General features: G+C 74.1%; 21 protein-coding genes and 1 riboswitch. Of the genes, 10 read left to right on the top strand and 11 right to left on the bottom strand.

Translation table 11 applies throughout. The annotated features are described in order from the left end of the window. Positions 1-23: 23 nt before the first annotated feature. The 4 genes from ACIGXW_RS00215 (at position 24) to ACIGXW_RS00230 (ending at position 4523) form a co-directional block, all read left to right on the top strand. A complete protein-coding gene (locus ACIGXW_RS00215) occupies positions 24-1049 on the top strand; it encodes a DEDDh family exonuclease (RefSeq protein WP_399568337.1) in 1026 nt (341 codons plus the stop codon). Positions 1050-1124: 75 nt separating this feature from the next. Further along, a complete protein-coding gene (locus tag ACIGXW_RS00220; RefSeq protein WP_399568339.1) occupies positions 1125-1940 on the top strand; it encodes an SURF1 family protein in 816 nt (271 codons plus the stop codon). Between the two features lie 29 nt (positions 1941-1969). Next, positions 1970-3763, top strand: a complete 1794-nt coding sequence (locus ACIGXW_RS00225) for a glycoside hydrolase family 15 protein (protein WP_399568341.1) — start codon at positions 1970-1972, stop codon at positions 3761-3763. 4 nt (positions 3764-3767) lie between these two features. Then, a complete protein-coding gene (locus ACIGXW_RS00230) occupies positions 3768-4523 on the top strand; it encodes an SDR family oxidoreductase (RefSeq protein WP_399568344.1) in 756 nt (251 codons plus the stop codon). 9 nt (positions 4524-4532) lie between these two features. On the opposite strand, the gene amaP is transcribed toward ACIGXW_RS00230, so the two are convergent. The 8 genes from amaP to ACIGXW_RS00270 all read right to left on the bottom strand — a co-directional run bounded on the left by amaP (position 4533) and on the right by ACIGXW_RS00270 (position 9996). Then, on the bottom strand, positions 4533-5129 hold the full coding sequence (amaP, locus tag ACIGXW_RS00235; RefSeq protein ID WP_071965304.1) for an alkaline shock response membrane anchor protein AmaP: 597 nt from the start codon (positions 5127-5129) through the stop codon (positions 4533-4535). Positions 5130-5136: 7 nt separating this feature from the next. Further along, on the bottom strand, positions 5137-5730 hold the full coding sequence (locus ACIGXW_RS00240; RefSeq protein WP_399568346.1) for a DUF6286 domain-containing protein: 594 nt from the start codon (positions 5728-5730) through the stop codon (positions 5137-5139). After that, positions 5727-6080 carry a hypothetical protein gene (locus ACIGXW_RS00245; protein ID WP_399568349.1) on the bottom strand — a complete coding sequence of 118 codons (354 nt, stop codon included), beginning with the start codon at positions 6078-6080 and terminating at the stop codon, positions 5727-5729. The genes ACIGXW_RS00240 and ACIGXW_RS00245 overlap by 4 nt, the downstream gene beginning before the upstream one ends. 3 nt (positions 6081-6083) lie before the next feature. Beyond that, positions 6084-6284: a hypothetical protein gene (locus ACIGXW_RS00250; RefSeq protein WP_071962430.1), complete on the bottom strand. Its 201-nt coding sequence runs from the start codon at positions 6282-6284 to the stop codon at positions 6084-6086. A 10-nt stretch (positions 6285-6294) separates the two neighbouring features. Continuing rightward, on the bottom strand, positions 6295-6744 hold the full coding sequence (locus tag ACIGXW_RS00255) for an Asp23/Gls24 family envelope stress response protein (RefSeq protein ID WP_399568351.1): 450 nt from the start codon (positions 6742-6744) through the stop codon (positions 6295-6297). Between the two features lie 130 nt (positions 6745-6874). Next, positions 6875-7666 carry an enoyl-CoA hydratase/isomerase family protein gene (locus ACIGXW_RS00260; RefSeq protein WP_399568353.1) on the bottom strand — a complete coding sequence of 264 codons (792 nt, stop codon included), beginning with the start codon at positions 7664-7666 and terminating at the stop codon, positions 6875-6877. Positions 7667-7797: 131 nt separating this feature from the next. Next, on the bottom strand, positions 7798-8019 hold the full coding sequence (locus ACIGXW_RS00265) for a helix-turn-helix domain-containing protein (RefSeq protein ID WP_006606369.1): 222 nt from the start codon (positions 8017-8019) through the stop codon (positions 7798-7800). A 378-nt stretch (positions 8020-8397) separates the two neighbouring features. After that, positions 8398-9996: an ABC-F family ATP-binding cassette domain-containing protein gene (locus ACIGXW_RS00270; protein WP_071962433.1), complete on the bottom strand. Its 1599-nt coding sequence runs from the start codon at positions 9994-9996 to the stop codon at positions 8398-8400. Between the two features lie 254 nt (positions 9997-10250). Between ACIGXW_RS00270 and ACIGXW_RS00275 the strand changes: the two genes are divergently transcribed. Together ACIGXW_RS00275 and ACIGXW_RS00280 are read left to right on the top strand one after the other, a co-directional pair. Continuing rightward, entirely contained in the window at positions 10251-11138 is an 888-nt protein-coding gene (locus tag ACIGXW_RS00275; protein WP_399568356.1) for a neutral zinc metallopeptidase, read from the top strand. Between the two features lie 43 nt (positions 11139-11181). Continuing rightward, positions 11182-11604, top strand: coding sequence for a VOC family protein (locus ACIGXW_RS00280; protein WP_071962435.1), 423 nt, complete (start codon positions 11182-11184; stop codon positions 11602-11604). Between the two features lie 27 nt (positions 11605-11631). On the opposite strand, the gene ACIGXW_RS00285 is transcribed toward ACIGXW_RS00280, so the two are convergent. From ACIGXW_RS00285 to ACIGXW_RS00295, 3 genes are all read right to left on the bottom strand, one after another. Continuing rightward, the gene (locus ACIGXW_RS00285; RefSeq protein WP_399568359.1) at positions 11632-13044 is read right to left on the bottom strand and encodes a hypothetical protein; all 1413 of its coding nucleotides are present in this window, start codon (positions 13042-13044) and stop codon (positions 11632-11634) included. Between the two features lie 111 nt (positions 13045-13155). Continuing rightward, on the bottom strand, positions 13156-14280 hold the full coding sequence (locus tag ACIGXW_RS00290; protein WP_399568361.1) for an alpha/beta hydrolase: 1125 nt from the start codon (positions 14278-14280) through the stop codon (positions 13156-13158). A 45-nt stretch (positions 14281-14325) separates the two neighbouring features. Continuing rightward, positions 14326-15000, bottom strand: coding sequence for a class II aldolase/adducin family protein (locus ACIGXW_RS00295; protein WP_399568363.1), 675 nt, complete (start codon positions 14998-15000; stop codon positions 14326-14328). Positions 15001-15112: 112 nt separating this feature from the next. Between ACIGXW_RS00295 and ACIGXW_RS00300 the strand changes: the two genes are divergently transcribed. The 4 genes from ACIGXW_RS00300 (at position 15113) to ACIGXW_RS00315 (ending at position 19645) form a co-directional block, all read left to right on the top strand. After that, positions 15113-16375, top strand: a complete 1263-nt coding sequence (locus tag ACIGXW_RS00300) for an anion permease (RefSeq protein WP_399568365.1) — start codon at positions 15113-15115, stop codon at positions 16373-16375. A gap of 26 nt (positions 16376-16401) precedes the next feature. After that, a complete protein-coding gene (locus ACIGXW_RS00305) occupies positions 16402-16632 on the top strand; it encodes a hypothetical protein (protein WP_399568367.1) in 231 nt (76 codons plus the stop codon). Between the two features lie 177 nt (positions 16633-16809). After that, a riboswitch (cobalamin riboswitch) is annotated at positions 16810-16942 on the top strand. 142 nt (positions 16943-17084) lie between these two features. Next, a complete protein-coding gene (locus ACIGXW_RS00310; RefSeq protein ID WP_399568369.1) occupies positions 17085-18101 on the top strand; it encodes a cobalamin biosynthesis protein in 1017 nt (338 codons plus the stop codon). Then, on the top strand, positions 18098-19645 hold the full coding sequence (locus ACIGXW_RS00315; RefSeq protein ID WP_399568371.1) for a cobyric acid synthase: 1548 nt from the start codon (positions 18098-18100) through the stop codon (positions 19643-19645). The genes ACIGXW_RS00310 and ACIGXW_RS00315 overlap by 4 nt, the downstream gene beginning before the upstream one ends. The last annotated feature ends 139 nt before the right edge of the window (positions 19646-19784 follow it).

Consider the following 19784-nt stretch of genomic DNA (forward strand, 5'->3'; position numbering starts at 1 on the left):
GGTGGCCCGTAAGCTCTTGGACCATGCTCGATGACCACACCGCCGCCGCCTCGTCCAGCCCGTGGCCGACCGCGTATCCCGAGGGGTACGCGGTCGTCGACGTGGAGACCACCGGGCTCGCCCGGGACGACCGGATAGTGTCGGCGGCGGTCTATCAGCTGGACGCACGCGGCCGGGTGGAGGACCAGTGGTACACGCTGGTCAATCCGCAGCGCGATCCGGGGCCGGTGTGGATCCACGGGCTCACCTCCGAAGTCCTCGCCGACGCGCCGCTGTTCCCGGAGATCGCCGACGAGTTCGCGAAGCGGCTCGACGGGCGGGTCCTGGTCGCGCACAACGCCGCCTTCGACTGGTCGATGATCTCCCGCGAGTACGCCCGCGCCCGGGCCACCGCCCCCGTCCGGCAGCGGCTGTGCACCATCGCGCTGTCGAAGGAGCTGCGGCTGCCGCTGCCCAACCACAAGCTGGAGTCGCTGGCCGCGCACTACGGCGTCGTGCAGCAGCGCGCCCACCACGCGCTGGACGACGCCCGGGTGCTCGCCGAGGCGTTCCGGCCGAGTCTGCACCTGGCGGCGGAGGCCGGGCTGCGGCTGCCGCTGCTGGCGTGCCAGCCGCTGACCGAGTGGTCCGACGGTCCGACGACTGCATCGTCGGGGTCCTCGGGCTCGACGGCGGCCCGCTCGGCACGGGTGGGGTACCAGCCGTCCTACCGGCCCACGACCTGGCGGCCGAGCCGGAAGCGCCCGGCCTGCCCGTATCCCAACCCGGGCCGGTACGAACCGGGCGAACAGCTCATTCAGGGCATGCGGGTGGCGTTCTCCGGCGACACCTCCATCGACCGCGAGCTGCTGGAGGACCGGGCCGTCGACGCCGGGCTGCACGTGGCCACCAGCGTCTCCCGCCTCACCAGCCTGCTGGTCACCAACGACCCGGACTCTCCCACCTCCAAGACCACCAAGGCCCGCTCCTTCGGCACGCCGGTGATCGACGAGGCCGCCTTCATACAGCTGCTGTCGCATGTGACCCCCGCCGGGACAAAGGGCGCGTGAGGGGAGCAAACCACCCATAGTCATCGCGTGGCACCCGCTGGCCGGGGGGCGAACCCCACCAGGTACCGTCAAAGCGTGTACCGCTTCCTGTTGTCCCGGCAGTGGGTGATCACCACACTCGTGGGACTCGCCCTCATCCCGGTGATGATCAAACTGGGCTTCTGGCAGCTGCATCGCCACGAGCACCGGGTCGCGCGGAACGACCAGATTTCCCGGAGCCTGTCCGCCCCCGCCGTCCCCGTGACCGAGCTCACCACGCCCGGCCGCACGGTGCCGCACGACAACATATGGCGCACCGTCACCGCGAGCGGCACCTACGACCGCCAGGGCGAGGTCGTCGTCCGGATGCGGACCGACGGCGACGGCAACCAGGGGTATTTCGTCCTCACGCCCCTGGTGATGGCGGACGGCCGGGCCGTCCTGGTCAACCGCGGCTGGGTGCCGGCCAACGGCGACCTGACCCGCTACCCCGACGTACCCGCCGCACCGTCCGGCAAGGTCACCGTCACCGGCCGGCTGAAGGCGGACGAGACCACCGCCAGTGGCATCAAGAACACCGCGGGCCTGCCGCCCCGCCAGGTGATGCTCATCAACAGCGAGCAGCGCGCGGCCGATCTGCACCGCCCGCTGCTCGGCGGCTTCATCGAACTCACCGACCCCGTGGGCAAGGACCAGCCCCGGCCCGTCGGCGCCCCGGACCACAGCAGCATCGGCCCGCACATGGCCTACGCCGTGCAGTGGTGGCTCTTCGCCGCCTTCGTGCCCGTCGGCTGGGTCATCCTGGTGCGCCGTGAGCGCCGCGACCGCGCGGAAGCGGCGGCCACCGGCGCATCGGACGGCGCCGGCGCGAGCGGCGAAGACGTCGCCCGGACAGCTGCCGCACCGGAGTAGCACCCACCCGATCAGGGAAGACGCCTCGCGTGGGAGCACTCATCGAGGACTACGCGCTCATCGGCGATCTCCAGACCGCCGCCCTGGTCGGCCGGGACGGCTCGGTCGACTGGCTCTGCCTGCCCCGCTTCGACTCGCCCGCCTGCTTCGCCTCGCTCCTCGGGGACAAGGACAACGGCCACTGGCGGCTCGCCCCCGCCGGGGCCCGCGAGTGCACCAGGCGCGCCTACCTCGAGGACTCCCTCGTCCTCGAGTCCGTCTGGGAGACCGACGCCGGCACCGTCAAGGTCACCGACTTCATGCCACAGCGCGACCGCGCCCCCGACCTCGTCCGCATCGTCGAGGGCGTCAGCGGCAGCGTCGACATGCTGAGCGTGCTGCGGCTGCGCTTCGACTACGGCCACGTCGTGCCGTGGATACGCCGCACCGACGGGCACCGCGTCGCCGTCGCCGGACCCGACTCGGTCTGGCTGCGCAGCGAGCCGCCCGTGCCCACGTACGGGCGGGACTTCAGCACCCGCTCGGAGTTCACCGTCGCGGCCGGGGAACAGGTCGCCTTCGTCCTCACCTGGCACCCCTCGCACGAACCCCGCCCCAAGCTCCTCGACCCGTACGAGTCGCTGCGGCACAGTCTGGAGGACTGGCGCGAGTGGGCGGGCCGCTGCTGCTACCGGGGGCCGCACCGGGACGCTGTGGTCCGCTCGCTGATCACCCTCAAGGCGCTCACCTACGCCCCCACCGGCGGCATCGTCGCCGCCCCCACCACCTCGCTGCCCGAGGAGATCGGGGGCGTGCGCAATTGGGACTACCGCTACTGCTGGCTGCGCGACTCCACCCTGACCCTGGGCGCCCTGCTCTCCCTCGGCTACGAGGACGAGGCCGCCGCCTGGCGCGACTGGCTGCTGCGCGCGGTCGCCGGCGACCCCGCCGACCTGCAGATCATGTACGGGGTCGCGGGCGAGCGGCGGCTGCCGGAGACGGACGTGCCGTGGCTGGCGGGGTACGAGCGGTCCTTCCCCGTCCGCATCGGCAACTCCGCGGCGACCCAGTTCCAGCTCGACATCTACGGCGAGGTCATCGACTCCCTCCACGTGGCCCGCTCGGACGGCCTGGGCGTCAAGCCGCACGCCTGGAACATCCAGCGCTGCTTCCTGGAGTTCCTGCAGACCCACTGGCGCGAGCCCGACGAGGGCCTGTGGGAGATCCGCGGCCCGCGCCGCCACTTCGTGCACTCCAAGGTGATGACCTGGGTCGCCGCCGACCGTGCCGTACGCGCCCTGGAGGCCGACCCCGACCTGGACGGCGACCTCGACGGCTGGCGGGCGATGCGCGACGAGGTCCACCGCGAGGTCTGCGAGCGGGGCTACGACGCCGCGCGCGGCACCTTCACCCAGTTCTACGGCTCGCGCGAACTCGACGCGGCCACCCTCCTCATCCCCCGCGTCGGCTTCCTGCCCCCGGACGACCCCCGCGTGGTCGGCACGGTCGACGCGGTCCGCCGGGACCTGGCCCACGACGGGCTCCTGCGCCGCTACAGCTGCGAGTTCTCGCCCGGCGGGCCCGTGGACGGGGTGCCCGGCGGCGAGGGGGCCTTCCTCGTCTGCTCGTTCTGGCTGGCCGACGCGCTGCACATGACCGGCCGCACGAAGGAGGCCCGCGAGCTGTTCGAGCACCTGCTCACCCTGCGCAACGACGTGGGCCTGCTCTCCGAGGAGTACGACGCCCGGACCGGCCGGCAGCTCGGCAACTTCCCCCAGGCGTTCAGCCACATCGGGCTGGTGGGAACGGCTCTTCTGCTCTCCGGGCAGGGCACGGCAGACTGACTCCATGGATCTTGGACTGAAGGACCGGGTGTACGTCCTGACCGGCGCGAGCCGGGGGCTGGGCTTCGCCACCGCCCGCGAACTGGCGGCCGACGGGGCCCGTGTGGTCGTCTCCGGCCGCGACGAGAAGAGCGCGCGGGAGGCGGCGCGGGAGCTCGGCCCGGGCGCCGTCGGAGTCGGCGCCGACAACGCGGACCCCACCACCGCCGCACGGCTCATCGCCCTCGCGCGCGAGCGTTTCGGGCGCTTCGACGGCATCCTCGTCAGCGTCGGCGGCCCGCCGCCGGGCTCGGCCGCCGACAACGACGACGCCCAGTGGCAGGCGGCGTTCGAGTCGGTCTTCCTGGGCGCGGTCCGGCTGGCGCGGACCGCGGCGCAGGAGCTGTCCGAGGGCGGTGTGATCGGCTTCGTGCTGTCGGCGTCGGTCCACGAGCCGATCCCGGGGCTGACGATCTCCAACGGGCTGCGGCCGGGGCTCGCGGGCTTCGCCAAGTCGCTGTCCGTGGAGCTGGGGCCGCGCGGGATCCGGGTCGTGGGGCTCGCGCCCGGCCGGATCGAGACCGACCGGATGCGGGAACTCGACGCGCTCTCGGGCGACGCCGAGGCGACGCGGGCCCGCCGCTCGGCGTCGATCCCGATGGGGCGCTACGGCGCCCCGCAGGAGTTCGGCAAGGCGGCGGCGTTCCTGCTGTCGCCCGCGGCGTCGTATCTGACGGGCGTGATGCTGCCCGTGGACGGCGGCGCCCGGCACGGCTTCTGACCGCCGCCCTCACCCGACGCGTTCGGCGCCGTGGCGCACCGCGCGCAGCCGGACCTCCGCCGGCAGCCGGTCGAGGCCGGCCGAGGTCCGGCCCTGCCGCAGGACCTCGGCGCAGAGCCGGCCCAGGGCCGCGGCGGGGGCGCCCCGGGGGGCCAGGGTCAGCCGGACGTGCGCCTCGGGCGCCGTGCGCCGGCCGCGGAGCGCGACCAGGGCGTGGTCCACTCCGTCCAGGGCGCCCGCCTCGGCGGCCAGCACGGACTCCAGCGCCCGGCCCCGCACCACGGCCACCTCGCCGTCGCCGCAGTCGACGACCAGCTCGCGCAGCCGGCGCCGGCGCACCTGGGCGAGCAGCCACCACAGGGCGCCCAGCACGAGGAGGGCCAGGGCGGCGATGACCGCCGCCCACCACCAGGTGCGCCCGCGCCACCCGCGGCGGTCGGCGTCGGCGAGCAGGACGTCGTCCGGCCCGTCGAAGGGCCAGGCCGACGGCAGCGTGAGGTGCCAGCGCCGCTGCAAGTCCAGGGCGCCGACGAGCACGGCGGCCCCCAGTGCCAGGAGCACCGCTCCGGCCAGCCCCGTCAGGATCCGGTTGACGCTCCTCAGCACCGCGCGCTCACCTCTTCGCCGGCCGGCGGACGTACACGGACAGGGCGGGTTCCCGGGCCAGCCCCAACTCCCGCAGCCCCTCGGACAGTACGGAGTCGACGTCCGTACGGACCTCGCCCAGGTCCCGGAAGTGGGACTGCGCCCGGGCCTTGACGGCACGGCGGCCGACGTCGACCCGTACGGACTGCACGCCGCTCACCTCCATGGCGCGGTCGCGCAGGACGAGGGCCGCGGCGCGCCGGTCGAGGCCGGCCCGTACGTCCGGGGCGCTGCGCCGCATCGGCAGGACCCCGCGCAGGCCGGGGGTGACGGCCAGGACGATCAGCCACAGGCCCAGCAGGACGGCGACCACGGCGCCGGCGGTCAGCCAGAAGTCGCCGAGGGGGCGGGTGGCCAGTTCATGGGCGAGGCGGCGGCGCCAGCGCAGGGCGGGGCGGCCGGCCCGGACGGCGGCGATGTCGTAGAGCAGGGCCCCGGCGGCGGCCAGCACGACGGCGGCGACGAGCGCGGCGGGCAGGCGGCGCGTGGACCAGAAGCGGTGGGCGCGGGGATGCGTGCCCTGCCCGGGGTCGTCCTTCTCCAGGGAGACGGGCTCGCTCATCGCACGCGCTCCCCGTCCCCGCGGTCCGAGTGCGGCGAGTGCAGCCGCTCCACCGTGATCACCACCTCCGGGACCTCCATGCCCGCCAGGCCGCGGACGCGCTCGACGACGCGGCCGCGCACCGCGCGACAGCGGGCGCCGACGTCGGCGGGGTAGTCCAGCTCGAGGGAGACCCGCACCCGGGCCGAGCCCTCATGGACGACCACGGAGGCGTGCGGGGGCTCGTGGTGTGCCGCGGCCGTGCCGCTCAGTGCCTCGCGGGCCGCCCGCGAAGCGATCTTCGCGACGACGCGGTCGGCGATACGGGTCGCGCCGCGCTCGGCGGGCTCGACCTCCCGTCCTCCCCCCACGCCCTACCTCCTGGGTCCGTCGTGGTCGCGGGGGCGCAGGAACCGTTGGAACTCGCCCGGTTCCAGATCGCCGTCGAGGAACCGGCCCGCCACGAACCCGATGGCGCCCAGCGCCGCCACCAGCAGAAAGGCCCCGAAGCCACCGAAGTAGCCGGCGAATCCGAGCCCCATGCCGGCCATCAGGCCGGCCACCGCCATGCTCATCGCGCGCTCCTCACTGGATCCTGGGCTCGGGCTCTTCCTCTTCCTCCTCCGGGAGCTTGACGTCGGTCACGGCGATGTTGACCTCGACCACCTGCAGGCCCGTCATGCGCTCGACCGCCGCGATGACGTTCTCCCGCACCGCGCGGGCCACGTCCGCGATGGCGACGCCGTAGTCGACGACGATCTCGAGGTCGAGGGCGGTCTGGACCTCGCCGACCTCCGCCTTCACACCGCGGGTGGCGGACTTGCCACCGCCGGGCACCCGGTCGCGCACGGCGCCGAAGGTGCGGGAGAAGCCGCTGCCCATCGCGTGGACGCCCAGCACGTCGCGGGCCGCCAGGCCGGCGATCTTCTCGACGACCCCGTCGGCGATGGTGGTGCGGCCCCGGTCGGCGGCGGCGACCGGCGAGTGTTTGCCCTGGGCACCGGTCTGGCTGGTCTGGCTGGTGGTATCGCTCATCGTCGATCGCCTCTCTTCCAGTCCTTTTGCCACCTTAGGCGGGGTTACCCCGAGCCGCGCGGCCGATGCGGGGGAAGTCCGGGTGAAGCCCGCCATTCGGGTGGGGCGGGCCTCACCGGGGAGGGGCGGGCTAGTCGCCCAGGCCGGCCAGGTCCCGCAGCCGGCGGGCCTGGGCGGCGCGCTCGGCGACGCGCTGGTCGTCGTAGGTACGGTCGGCGGCGCCCCGCAGCAGCGCCTTCGTCTCGATGACCGCGTCCCGGGGCGCGGCCAGCAGGGCCGCCGTCAAATCGTCCGTGGCGGCGGCCAGTTCGCCGAGCGGAACGACCACGTTGGCCAGGCCCATGCGCTCGGCCTCGGCCGCGTGGACGAAGCGGCCGGTCGCGCAGATCTCCAGGGCGCGGGCGTAACCCACCAGCGACACCAGGGGGTGGGTGCCGGCGAGGTCGGGCACCAGGCCCAGGCTGGTCTCGCGCATCGCGAACTGCGCGTCGTCCGCGCACACCCGCAGGTCGCAGGCCAGGGCGAGCTGGAAGCCCGCGCCGATGGCATGGCCCTGGACGGCGGCTATGGAGACGATGTCGGTCCGCCGCCACCAGGTGAACGCCTGCTGGTACGTGGCGATTTCGGCGTCCAGCGCCTCGTCGCTGCCGCGTGCGAGGTCGAGGAAGGACGGCTCGCCGTCGAAGCCCTCGGGCGTGAACGCCTGACGGTCGAGGCCCGCGGAGAAGGACTTGCCCTCTCCCCTCAGCACCACGACGCGCACGGCGCCCGGCAGCAGCCGTCCCGCCTCGGCCAGGGCCCGCCACAGCGCAGGCGACTGGGCGTTGCGCTTGGCGGGATGGGTGAGGGTGACGGTGGCAACCGCGTCATCGACGGTGAGCTGTACGCCGTCCTGGTCGAGCAGGGTCTTGCGGGCAGTCATGGGGGCCTCCGGAATCGGCCGCAGTCGCGTTGGTTGACTGCACAGTAACCACCCGGAGGGCCGGTCGGCCGACCGGGTGGTGACTGTCCTGACTGCTGTGCTCTGACTGCTGTGCTCTCAGGTGCGCGGCGTCAGGCCGAGGCGGCCTTCTTGCCGCGCGTGGCTCCGCCGCGGCCCCGCAGGACCACGCCGGATTCGCTCAGCATCCGGTGAACGAAGCCGTAGGAGCGGCCGGTCTCTTCGGCCAGCGCCCTGATGCTCGCACCGGAGTCGTACTTCTTCTTCAGGTCTGCCGCGAGCTTTTCGCGCGCGGCGCCGGTCACCCGGCTGCCCTTCTTCAGAGTCTCGGCCACCCGTGCCTCCTCATGGGAGATGCGCCTCTTGACTCTCATGATCACCCCTTGGCGGCCTCATGGCCACCCATTCGGCAAGGTCCATGAGAAGTCGAGGGGAACGGACGTCCGGAAAATCCGGCCGCAGCAGCGCCCGGAGCAGGCGATTCCGAGCGATCGGGCTCGTACGGCCGTACGGGTGGCGGGACGAAGAAGCAGGTCAGGCGGGGGCCTCTCCCGCACGGCGCGAACGGCGCCCCGCACCTCACGCAGCGCATGCGCCGGAGCACCCGGCGCCATCGGGGTACGAGCCGTACTCACTCAGATGATGGATCACCTGTCGGCCGAATGATCGGGACGACACTGATCAAGAGACCGCGCCCGGCGCCGGGCGGCGGATCAGGCGAGAGACACCAGGTCCGCGTAGTCCGGGCCCCACAGGTCCTCGATGCCGTCCGGCAGCAGGATGATCCGCTCGGGCTCCAGGGCCTCGACGGCGCCCTCGTCGTGCGTCACCAGGACCACCGCGCCCTTGTACGTCCGCAGCGCGCCGAGGATCTCCTCGCGGCTGGCGGGGTCGAGGTTGTTGGTGGGCTCGTCCAGCAGGAGGACGTTGGCCGAGGAGACGACGAGGGTGGCCAGCGCGAGCCGGGTCTTCTCGCCGCCGGAGAGCACGCCGGCGGGCTTGTCGACGTCGTCGCCGGAGAACAGGAAGGAGCCCAGCGTCTTGCGCACCTCGACGAGGTCGAGGTCGGGCGCGGCGGAGCGCATGTTCTCCAGCACCGTGCGGTCCGGGTCGAGCGTCTCGTGCTCCTGGGCGTAGTAGCCGAGCTTGAGGCCGTGACCGGGCGTGACCTGCCCGGTGTCGGACTTCTCGGTGCCGGCGAGCAGGCGCAGCAGGGTGGTCTTGCCGGCGCCGTTGAGGCCGAGGATGACGACGCGGGAGCCCTTGTCGATGGCCAGGTCGACGTCGGTGAAGATCTCCAGCGAGCCGTAGGACTTCGACAGGCCCTCGGCCATCAGCGGGGTCTTGCCGCAGGGGGCCGGGTCGGGGAAGCGCAGCTTGGCGACCTTGTCGGAGACGCGGGCCGCCTCCAGGCCGGAGAGCAGCTTGTCGGCGCGGCGGGCCATGTTCTGCGCGGCGACGGTCTTGGTGGCCTTGGCGCGCATCTTGTCGGCCTGGGCGTTGAGGGCCGCGGCCTTCTTCTCGGCGTTCTGGCGCTCGCGCTTGCGGCGCTTCTCGTCGGCCTCGCGCTGCTGCTGGTAGAGCTTCCAGCCCATGTTGTAGACGTCGATGGCCGAGCGGTTGGCGTCGAGGTAGAAGACCTTGTTGACGACCGTCTCGACGAGGTCGACGTCGTGGGAGATGACGATGAAGCCGCCGCGGTAGGTCTTGAGGTAGTCCCTCAGCCAGGCGATGGAGTCGGCGTCGAGGTGGTTGGTGGGCTCGTCGAGGAGGAGCGTGTCGGCGTCGGAGAAGAGGATCCGGGCCAGCTCCACGCGGCGGCGCTGACCGCCGGAGAGGGTGTGCAGCGGCTGGGTGAGGATGCGGTCGGGCAGGCCCAGGCTGGCGGCGATGGTCGCGGCCTCCGCCTCGGCGGCGTAACCGCCCTTGGTCAGGAACTCCGTCTCCAGGCGCTCGTACTTCTTCATCGCCTTCTCGCGGGTGGCGCCCTTGCCGTTGGCCATCCGGTCCTCGTTCTCGCGCATCTTGCGCAGGACGGAGTCCAGGCCGCGGGCGGAGAGGATGCGGTCGCGGGCGAGCACGTCGAGGTCGCCGGTGCGGGGGTCCTGCGGGAGGTAGCCGACCTCGCCGGAGCGGGCGATGGTGCCCGCCGCGGGGATGCCCTCGCCGGCGAGGCACTTGGTGAGGGTGGTCTTGCCCGCGCCGTTGCGGCCGACCAGGCCGACGCGGTCGCCCTTGGCGATGCGGAAGGAAGCGGACTCGATGAGGACGCGTGCGCCGGCGCGCAGCTCGATGCCGGAGGCGGTGATCACGGGGGTTCTACTCCTGAGCAGGGTGGACGGCGGTGGGACGGGCTGGGGTCGCTATGACGCCGTCTAATGCACGAGGAGGAATGCCATAGGCCCCAGTCTAACGGGGGCGCGCAAGCCGATTTCCGGGGTCGCCCGCCGGGCGCCCCCCGCCCCCGCGCTTCGAAAAGGGCGGAGAAGGGGTGATTCGCGGATACTCGGGGTGGAAAAACCTGGCGGGAGAGCGGAGCGCGGGACGGCCGGAGAGGCGGTGCGCAGTGCAGTTCGACGACGACGCGGATCTCGACACCTCCCAGGTTCAGGACCAGCGGGGCGGGATCCCCGGCGGCGGGCTCACGATCGGCGGCGGGATCGCGGGGCTGATCGCCCTGGTGCTGGGGCTGTTCTTCGGCATCGGCCCGGGTGAGCTGGGTCTCACCTCACAGGAACCGGCGACGCGGGGCACCGCGAGTACGGACGCGCAGGTCTCCGGCAGCTGCCGCACGGGCCGGGACGCCAATACCCGCGAGGACTGCCGGATCGTGGCGGTCGTCAACAGCGCCCAGTCGTTCTGGAGCCAGGAGTTCGCCCGCCGCTCGGGCACGTACACGCCCGCCTCCACGGTCTTCTTCACCGGCCAGGTCCGCACCGCCTGCGGGGCCGCCTCCTCGGAGGTCGGCCCCTTCTACTGCCCGGGCGACCGCAAGGTCTATCTGGACCTGGGCTTCTTCGACGACCTGCGGTCGAAGTTCGGCGCGAGCGGCGGCCCCTTCGCCCAGGCCTACGTGGTGGCCCACGAGTACGGGCACCACGTCCAGAACCTGACCGGCACCCTCGGCCGCGCCCAGGACCGGCGCACGGGCGCCGACAGCAACTCCGTCAAGGTCGAGCTGCAGGCCGACTGCTACGCCGGGGTCTGGGCCCGGCACGCGACCACGACGCCCGAGAAGTCCACCGGCCGGCCACTGGTCAAGCAGCTGACGCAGGCCGACATCGACGACGGCCTGTCCGCGGCCGCGGCGGTCGGCGACGACCGCATCCAGGAGAAGTTCCAGGGCCGGGTCACACCGGAGAGCTGGACGCACGGCTCGGCGGCCCAGCGCCGCCAGTGGTTCTCCACCGGCTACTCCACCGGCGACATGGGACGCTGCGACACCTTCCGCTGATTCCGATCGGTTTCCGGTGACAACCAGAGCGAGGAGCGAACGCATGGCAGGCACGAGCACGACCGCACCGACCATCTGCCCGGCGCTGCTGTACCAGGACGCGAAGGCGGCGATCCGGCAGCTGACCGAGGCCTTCGGCTTCACCCGGACCGCGCTGTACGAGAGCGAGGACGGCACGGTCCTGCACGCGGAGCTGGTCTACGGCAACGGCCTGGTGATGATCGGCTCCAGGGGCCGGGGCGGGGTGTTCGACGAGGCCATGAAGGACTCGGGGGCCAGCGGCATCTACGTCGTGGTGGAGGACACGGACGCCCACCACCGGCGGGCCGTGGAGCACGGTGCGGAGATCCTGATGCCGCCGACGGACCAGGAGTACGGGTCGCGGGACTACATGGCGCGCGACGTCGGCGGGAACCTGTGGAGCTTCGGCACGTACGCCCCGAAGGGGCCGGAGCTCACGGCCTGAGGCCCGGGGGCACCCCGGGCCTCGCGCCTACGCCCCGCCCCGGTGGACCTGGAAGGCCGCCCGGCGGACCGCCTTGGCCAGGGCCGGGTCGGGGTGCGCCGCGGCCAGGGCGACGAGGACCTGGACCGTGCGGGGGTGGCCCACGGCCCGGACCTCCTCCAGCAGGCCCGGCACGGTGCCCTGCACGGCCGACTCGAGGTGGCGCACCAGCAGCCTGCTCTCGCCGTGGTCGGCGACGGCCGCGGCCGTGTCCACCCACAGCCAGGTCGCCTCCTCCCGGGTGAGGACCTCCGCGGCCTCCTCGGGGTCGTGTCCCTCGTGCTCGGCGAGCCACAGCAGGGCGTACGGGCGCAGGACCGGCTCGCCGGCCACCGCCCGCACCGCCGGTTCGGCGGGGGCGCCCACCGCGCGCAGCGCCTCGAAGGCGAGGCCGCGCACCATCGCGTCGTCGCCGCGGGCGGTGTCGAGGAGCTCCTCGACGGCGCTGCGCACGGGCCGGGCGGCGAGCCAGGCGCGGTACTCGGCGCGGGCGGGGCCGGGGGTGAGGTCGGCGCAGCCGCGGAGCATGGCCTCGGCGGACAGCTCGATGTTGCCGGCGGGGCTCTGGGCGGCGACGCAGATCTGTTCGAGCTTGACCCACACGGCCCAGTTGCCGAGCGGCGTCAGGACGGCCTCGGCCCGGGGGCCGGTACCGCCGCGCATGATCAGGGCGCCGACGGAGGCGAGCGCCTCCAGGGCCCAGTCGAGCAGCTCGGGCAGCGGGTCGCCGACGGGGGCGGCCGGGGCGGGGGCGGGCACGGGCGGCGGGCCGTAGGGGACCTCGCAGCGCTCGGCCCGGATCTCGGCGACGCGCTGCTGCAGCAGGTCCAGGAGCATCGCCACGGAGACGGGGCCGGCCGACAGGTGCATGACCGACAGCAGCTGGGGGGCCGCCTCGACGACCTCGGCGGCGATGGTGGAGTCGGTGCCGGCGGGTTCGGGGTGGGCGAGGGACCAGGCGTCGAAGAGCGCGACCCAGCCGCGCAGCACGGCGCTGTCGTCGCGGTCCCAGGCCTGCAGGCGCCAGCCGGGGCGGGCGGTGCCGCCGTGCAGTTCGAGGAGGCCGGCGAGGCGGGCCCGGTCCCAGTCGGTGCGTACCTGGCCGGTGGTCAGTCCCAGCTCGGCGGCGGCCCGCTCGAGCGTCTCCTCGTCCATCCCCCCGGCCGTGCCCGGCCGCAGTGTGGCGCCGCGGCCGCATTCGGCGGCCGCCCAGCGGGCCAGGCGGACCGCGCCGGTCAGTCCGCCTCTCGCCTGCCGGGCGAGTTCCGGACGGGCCGGGGTGCCCGCGGGCGGGCGGGGAGCCGGCCGGGAGCCCCGGTTCGCCACGGCCCGGCGGGCGGCGGCGATCGGCTGTCGGGGAACGAGTCTGAGCCGGGAGTCGCGCGGAGTACGGGACGTCACAGGAGCAGTCTTGCCGTTCACGCTCCGAAAACCCAATCGGAACCAACTATCCGGCCGCTGACGACCGGTGGTGGGCCGTCGGGAAGGAGCCGGGTACGGGCTGCGGGCGCCCTACATGAGGGGGACCAGGAAGCGTCGCAGGGCCTCTTCGTAGCCCTGCGGATCGACGTTCCAGGACCCGGCGTGACCGGCTCCGCGCACGGCCCGCAAAGTGATCAGTTCCGGTCGCCCCGCGGCGAGTTCACGGGAGAGGGCCAGGGGCGCGAGGGTGTCGTCGCGGCCGTGCACGAGGAGCGTCGGCATGGGCAGGGCGGCGGGGTCGGCCGCCGCGAGGAGGGCGTGGGGTGCGAGGCCGGTGCGGCCCTCGGTCGCCCGGACCGCAAGCGGAATGAGGGCTGCCGGGACGCGGCGGCCGGCGAGGGCGCGCAGCGCGGCCGGCCAGTCGAGGACCGGGGAGTCCAGGACGAGGCCGCTGACGCGGCTGCTCAGCGCGGAGTTCCGGGCGGCCAGCAGGGCCATGGTGGCGCCGGTGGACCAGCCGTGCAGGACCACCCGGCGGGCGCCGTAGCGCAGCGCGTAGCGGATGGCGGCGTCGAGATCCCGCCATTCACCGGCGCCGAAGTGGCCGATTCCATGGGGCGGCCGGGGTGCGCCGGGGTCGCCGCGGTACGCGATGTCGAGCACGGGCAGCCGCTGGCCGTGCAGGAACGGCATGACGTTCATGGGGTGCTCGCGGGTGGCACCCAGGCCGTGCACGGTGATCACCCAGGTGTCGCGGCCGCCGGGCACGAACCACGCGGGCAGCGGTCCCATCTCGCCGGGGACGTCCACCTCGGCGTGGTCCAGGCCGAGGGCGTCGCGGGGGTTGCCGGCGTGCACCTGCGGGGTGAGCCAGACGCGCTCGCCGGGGCGCAGGGCGCCCCGGGTGACGCGGTCCAGGCGGCGGATCACCCGGTCGTGCGGGTGCGAGACGTCCGCGATGACGGGCCCGACGACGGCGTGCACACCCCGCCCCGCGAGCCCGTAGGTGCCCGGGAGCAGGGCGGCGGGGGTACGGCCGAGGGTGACGGTGGCGCCGGTGACGTCGTGGAGGGCGAGCCGGGGCTCGCCGGGCGGCGGACGGCCGGGGTCCGCCTTCAGGGCAGCGTCACCGGCGTACCGCCCGGCCGCCACCGCGGCCGCCCCGGCACCGATCAGCGTGGTGGCGGCCGCGGCCGCCACTGTGCGCAGCACCATCGCCTTCCAGTGTGGGCGCGCCCGGCGGGCGCGGCCAGTGGGGGATCAGCCGCGCTGTCCGTAGCCCCGCAGCTTGGCGGCCGCCTCGTCCAGGAGCCCGGGGCCGAGCAGCGAGGGGGTGTGGCCGGGGACGGCGGCGGCGGTGAGCCAGACCCGGCACATCCACTCCAGCTGTGCGGTGCGGTCGTAGGCCTGGTCGAGGGTGGCGCCGTAGGTGAGGGTGCCGTGGTTCTGCAGGAGGCAGCCGGTGCGGCCGTCGAGGGCCCGCAGCATGTGGGCGGCCAGCTCCTCCGTGCCGTAGAGGGCGTAGGGGGCGACGCGGACCGGCCCGCCGAGGGCGGCGGCCATGTAGTGGATCAGCGGCACCTCGGTGACGAGCGTGGAGACGGCCGTGGCGTGCACGGCGTGGGTGTGCACGATCGCGGCGGCGTCGGTGGAGCGGTAGACGGCCAGGTGCATCGGCAGCTCGCTGGTGGGCGCGAGGTCGCCCAGGACCTGACGGCCGTCGAGGTCCACGCCGACCGCGTCGCCGGGGCCCAGCCGGTCGTAGGGGACGCCGGTGGGAGTGACAAGGACCACGTCGCCGACGCGCGCGGAGACGTTGCCGGACGTGCCCACCACGAGCCCGTCGGCGGTGGTGCGGCGGGCGGTGGCCACGACCTGGGCCCAGATGCGCGGTATGTCGTCCCGCGCGGCCCCCGCCTGTTCGAACTCCCTCATCGGTCTTCGCCTCCGGTTCGCGTCATCGACCTGCCCGTCCCAGTTCACCTTCCGTTCACCCAGGGTCCCTACGGTCGCCGCGTACTGACCATCGAGCTGATTGCCTGGGTGAATGGAAAACATCACGCTTCTCATCGGGATCGTGATCGTCACGGCCTTGGTGTTCGACTTTACGAACGGCTTCCACGACACGGCCAACGCCATGGCCACCACCATCTCCACCGGGGCCCTCAAGCCCAAGGTCGCGGTGGCCATGTCGGCCGTGCTCAATCTCGTCGGCGCGTTCCTGTCCGTGGAGGTCGCGGCGACGATCTCCAAGGGCATCGTCGACGAATCAGGCATCCGGCCGGAGATCATCTTCGCCGGCCTGGTCGGCGCGATCGTCTGGAACCTGCTCACCTGGCTCGCGGGCCTGCCCTCCAGCTCCTCGCACGCGCTGTTCGGCGGCCTGATCGGCGCGACCATCGCCTCGGTGGGCACCGACGCCGTCCACGGTGACGCCGTCGTCATGAAGGTCCTCATCCCCGCCGTCGTCGCCCCGGTCGTGGCCGGCCTGGCGACCGTGCTGGCGACCCGGATGACCTACCGCCTGGCGCGCAACACCGACCCCGAGGCCAGCGCCAAGGGCTACCGCGCCGGCCAGATCGCCTCGGCCGCCCTGGTCTCCCTCGCCCACGGCACCAACGACGCGCAGAAGACCATGGGCGTCATCACCCTCGCGCTGATCTCCGGCGGCGCCCTCGGCGCGGACGCCGACCCGCCGATGTGGGTCATCGCCTCCGCCGGTATCGCCATCGCGCTCGGCACCTACCTCGGCGGCTGGCGCATCATCCGCACCCTCGGCAAGGGCCTGGCCGACATCCAGCCGCCGCAGGGCTTCGCCGCCCAGACCGGCGCCGCCGTCACCATCCTGGCCTCCTCCCACATCGGCTTCGCGCTCTCCACCACCCAGGTCTGCTCCGGCGCCGTCATGGGCGCGGGGCTCGGCCGCAAGGGCGGCGTGGTCCGCTGGTCCACCGCCGGCCGCATGGTCGCCGCCTGGGGCCTGACCCTCCCGGCCGCCGGCCTCGTCGGCGCCGGCGCCGCGCTCCTGGCCGACCAGGGCGACTGGGGCGTCGCCGCGGTCGCCGTCCTGGCCCTGGCCGCCTGCGGCGCCATCTGGGTGGCCTCGCGCCGCAAGCCGGTCACGCACGACAACGTCAACGACCTCAACGAGCCGCAGGGCGTCTCCGTCCCGGCCGAGCCCGTCGGCGTGGTCACCGCGGCCCTCCAGGCCGTCGCCCCGCCGCCGGCCGGCCCGGTCGCCGGCCCCACCGCCGCCCCGGCAGCCGCCCCGGCCGCCACTCCCGCCCCTGCCCCCGCGACGGCCGGCTGACCGCCGGGCAACGGAGGAGAACCACCATGAACATCGACTGGGCAGCACTCGGCCAGGTCTTCGGCGTCAGCCTCGTGGCCACCCTCGGCCTCGTGGCCGTCTTCACCCTCGGCATCGTGGGCACGTCCCGCAAGGCCGCCACCGCCGCCACCGCCCCGGCGGCCGGCCCGAGCTCGGTGGCGCGCACCGGCGCGTACACCTGCTTCGCGCTGTGCGCGGCCGCCGTGGGATACGGCATCTACCTGATCGTCGCCTGACGCGACCGCAGCACATCCCGCGCACGAAGCGCCGGTCCGGCACCCGCCGGACCGGCGCTTCGCCGTTGCCCGCGTCGCCCGCCGCCCCACCCGTGACCGGCAGCCTCACCGCAGGTCAGGGTGAGTTGACTGCCCTTCCCGGGCCGTGGTGGACTTCCGGAGCCAAACGGCGACAGCAGAGGAAGCCGGTGCGAATCCGGCGCGGTCCCGCCACTGTCACCGGGGAGTGTCCCCCCGATTCCAGGGCCACGGTCCGCGGTCCGCGGACCGGAAGGCCGGGGGCGACGCCGATCCGGGAGCCAGGAGACTCTGGTCGCCGGTCACGTCGAGCCAGGGCGCGGACCCTGAGTGAGGACACATCGCCATGCCCGGCTGCCGTCGCCCCCTGCCCTTCGCGCCCCCTGTGCCCCCGGTGCGCCGCCCCCGCCACGGTGTGACGGCGGCCTGATCCGATGCGCCCGACGCGCAGTGATCACACGCCCGGGAACCTGACCGGGGACATCACCGGGAACCTGACCGGGAAGCATCTCGCCTTCGTCTGCGGCGCCGCGCTCGGCTTCGCCTGCGACCTCGTGGTGGGCGACCCGCGCCGCGGCCACCCCGTCGCCGCGTTCGGCCGCGCCGCGCAGGCCGTCGAGGAGCGCCTGTGGCGCGACCACCGCGGCTACGGCACCCTGCACGCGCTGCTGTGCGCGGGCGGCACGGCGGCCGCCGCCGGGCTGCTGGCCCGTACCGCGCGCCGCTCCCCCGCCGCCGGCGCCGCGCTGACCGCCGCCGCGACCTGGGCCGTGCTCGGCGGTACGACCCTGGGCCGCGAGGCACGGGCGGTCGGCGGAGCCCTGGAGGCCGGCGACATCGAGGTCGCCCGGGAACGGCTGCCGCACCTGTGCGGCCGCGACCCGCAGGCGCTGGACGGGCAGCAGATCGCCCGGGCCGTCGTCGAATCCGTCGCCGAGAACACCTCCGACGCCGTCGTGGGCGCCCTCGTCTGGGGAGCCCTCGCCGGGGTGCCCGGCCTGGTGGGCTTCCGCGCGGTCAACACCCTCGACGCCATGGTCGGCCACAAGTCGCCGCGCCACCGGCGGTTCGGCTGGGCCTCGGCCCGCCTCGACGACGTCGTCGGCTGGCCCGGCGCCCGCCTCACCGCCGCCCTCGCCGTCCTCGCCGGTCCCGACCCGCGCGGCGCCTGGCGCGTGGCCCGGCGCGACGCCGCCCGCCACCCCAGCCCCAACGCCGGCCCGGTCGAGGCCGCCTTCGCCGGCGCCCTCGGGGTCCGCCTGGGCGGCACCCTCGCCTACGCCGGCCGCGTCGAACACCGCCCCGTCCTGGGCGCGGAGAACCGGCCCGTGGCCGTGGCGGACATCGAACGCGCGGTGCGGCTCTCGCGCCGGGTATCGCTGCTGGCCCTGGGGACCGCCGTGGTGGGCAGGCTCTCCCTCGCACATTTCGCCAGAAGGAGGAATCGGTGACAGCCGACAGGAGCGGGCCCGCACGCCCGCCGGGCGGGGGCCTGCTGGTGGCCGGGACCACCTCGGACGCGGGCAAGAGCGTGGTGACGGCCGGCATCTGCCGCTGGCTGGTCCGCAAGGGCGTCAAGGTCGCGCCGTTCAAGGCGCAGAACATGTCGCTCAACTCCTTCGTCACGCGCGAGGGAGCGGAGATAGGGCGCGCCCAGGCCATGCAGGCCGCGGCCGCCCGCGTCGAGCCGAGCGCTCTGATGAACCCCGTGCTGCTCAAGCCCGGCGGTGACCGGAGCAGCCAGGTCGTGCTCATGGGCAAGCCGGTCGGCGAGCTCAGCGCCCGCGGCTACCACGCGGGCCGGCAGGAGCAGTTGTTCGGCACGGTGACCGAGTGCCTCGAGGAACTGCGGCGTACGCACGACGCGGTGATCTGCGAGGGCGCGGGCAGCCCGGCGGAGATCAACCTGCGCCGCAGCGACATCGTCAACATGGGCATCGCCCGCGCGGGCCGGCTGCCGGTGGTGGTGGTCGGCGACATCGACCGCGGCGGGGTCTTCGCGTCCTTCTTCGGCACCACGGCGCTGCTCTCGCCCGAGGACCAGGAGCTGATAGCGGGCTACATCGTCAACAAGTTCCGGGGCGACGTCTCCCTGCTGGAGCCGGGCCTGGACATGCTGCACGCTCTGACGGGCCGGCGGACGTTCGGCGTACTGCCGTTCGCCCACGGCCTGGGCATCGACGAGGAGGACGGCCTGCGCGTCTCGCTGCGCGGCGCCGTCCGCGAGTCGGTGGTGGCCCCGCCGCACGGCGCCGACGTGCTGCGCGTGGCGGTGTGCGCGGTGCCGCTGATGTCCAACTTCACGGACGTGGACGCCCTCGCGGCCGAGCCGGGCGTGGTCGTCCGCTTCGTCGACCGCCCCGAGGAGCTCGCGGACGCCGACCTGGTCGTGGTGCCGGGTACGCGCGGGACGGTCCGGGCCCTGGCGTGGCTGCGTGAGCGTGGCCTGGCGGAGGCCCTGGCCCGCCGGGCCGCCGAGGGCCGCCCGGTGCTCGGCATCTGCGGCGGCTTCCAGGTGCTGGGCGAGCGGATCGACGACGAGGTGGAGTCACGGGCCGGTTCGGTCGAGGGCCTGGGCCTGCTGCCGGTGCGGGTGCGGTTCGCGGTCGACAAGACCCTGGCCCGGCCGGTGGGCGAGGCCCTGGGCGAGCGGGTGGAGGGGTACGAGATCCACCACGGCGTCGCCGAGGTCCTGGGCGGCGACGAACCGTTCCTGGACGGCTGCCGGGTCGGCGCCGTGTGGGGCACGCACTGGCACGGCTCGCTGGAGAGCGACGGCTTCCGGCGCGCGTTCCTGCGGCGGGTGGCGAAGGCGGCCGGGCGGGCGTTCGTTCCGGCGCCGGACACGTCGTTCGCGGGGCTGCGGGAGGAACAGCTGGACCGGCTGGGGGATCTGATCGAGGAGCACGCGGACACGGATGCGCTGCTGCGGCTCATCGAGGACGGGGTGCCCGTGCCGAACGGCTACCCGTTCATACCGCCGGGGGCGCCGTGAGTAGGGGAATCCCCGCACGAGCGGGGAGCACAGCAGGGCTTCAACGAAGTGATCGCCGAGCAGCGGACCAACCCCGCCGGTGCGGGGAGCAGAAGGCAAGCATGACCCTCAACTGCGGCAACGGCCGACGCATTCGGCG

The organism is Streptomyces sp. NPDC053079 (assembly GCF_044546695.1).
GTDB lineage: Bacteria > Actinomycetota > Actinomycetes > Streptomycetales > Streptomycetaceae > Streptomyces.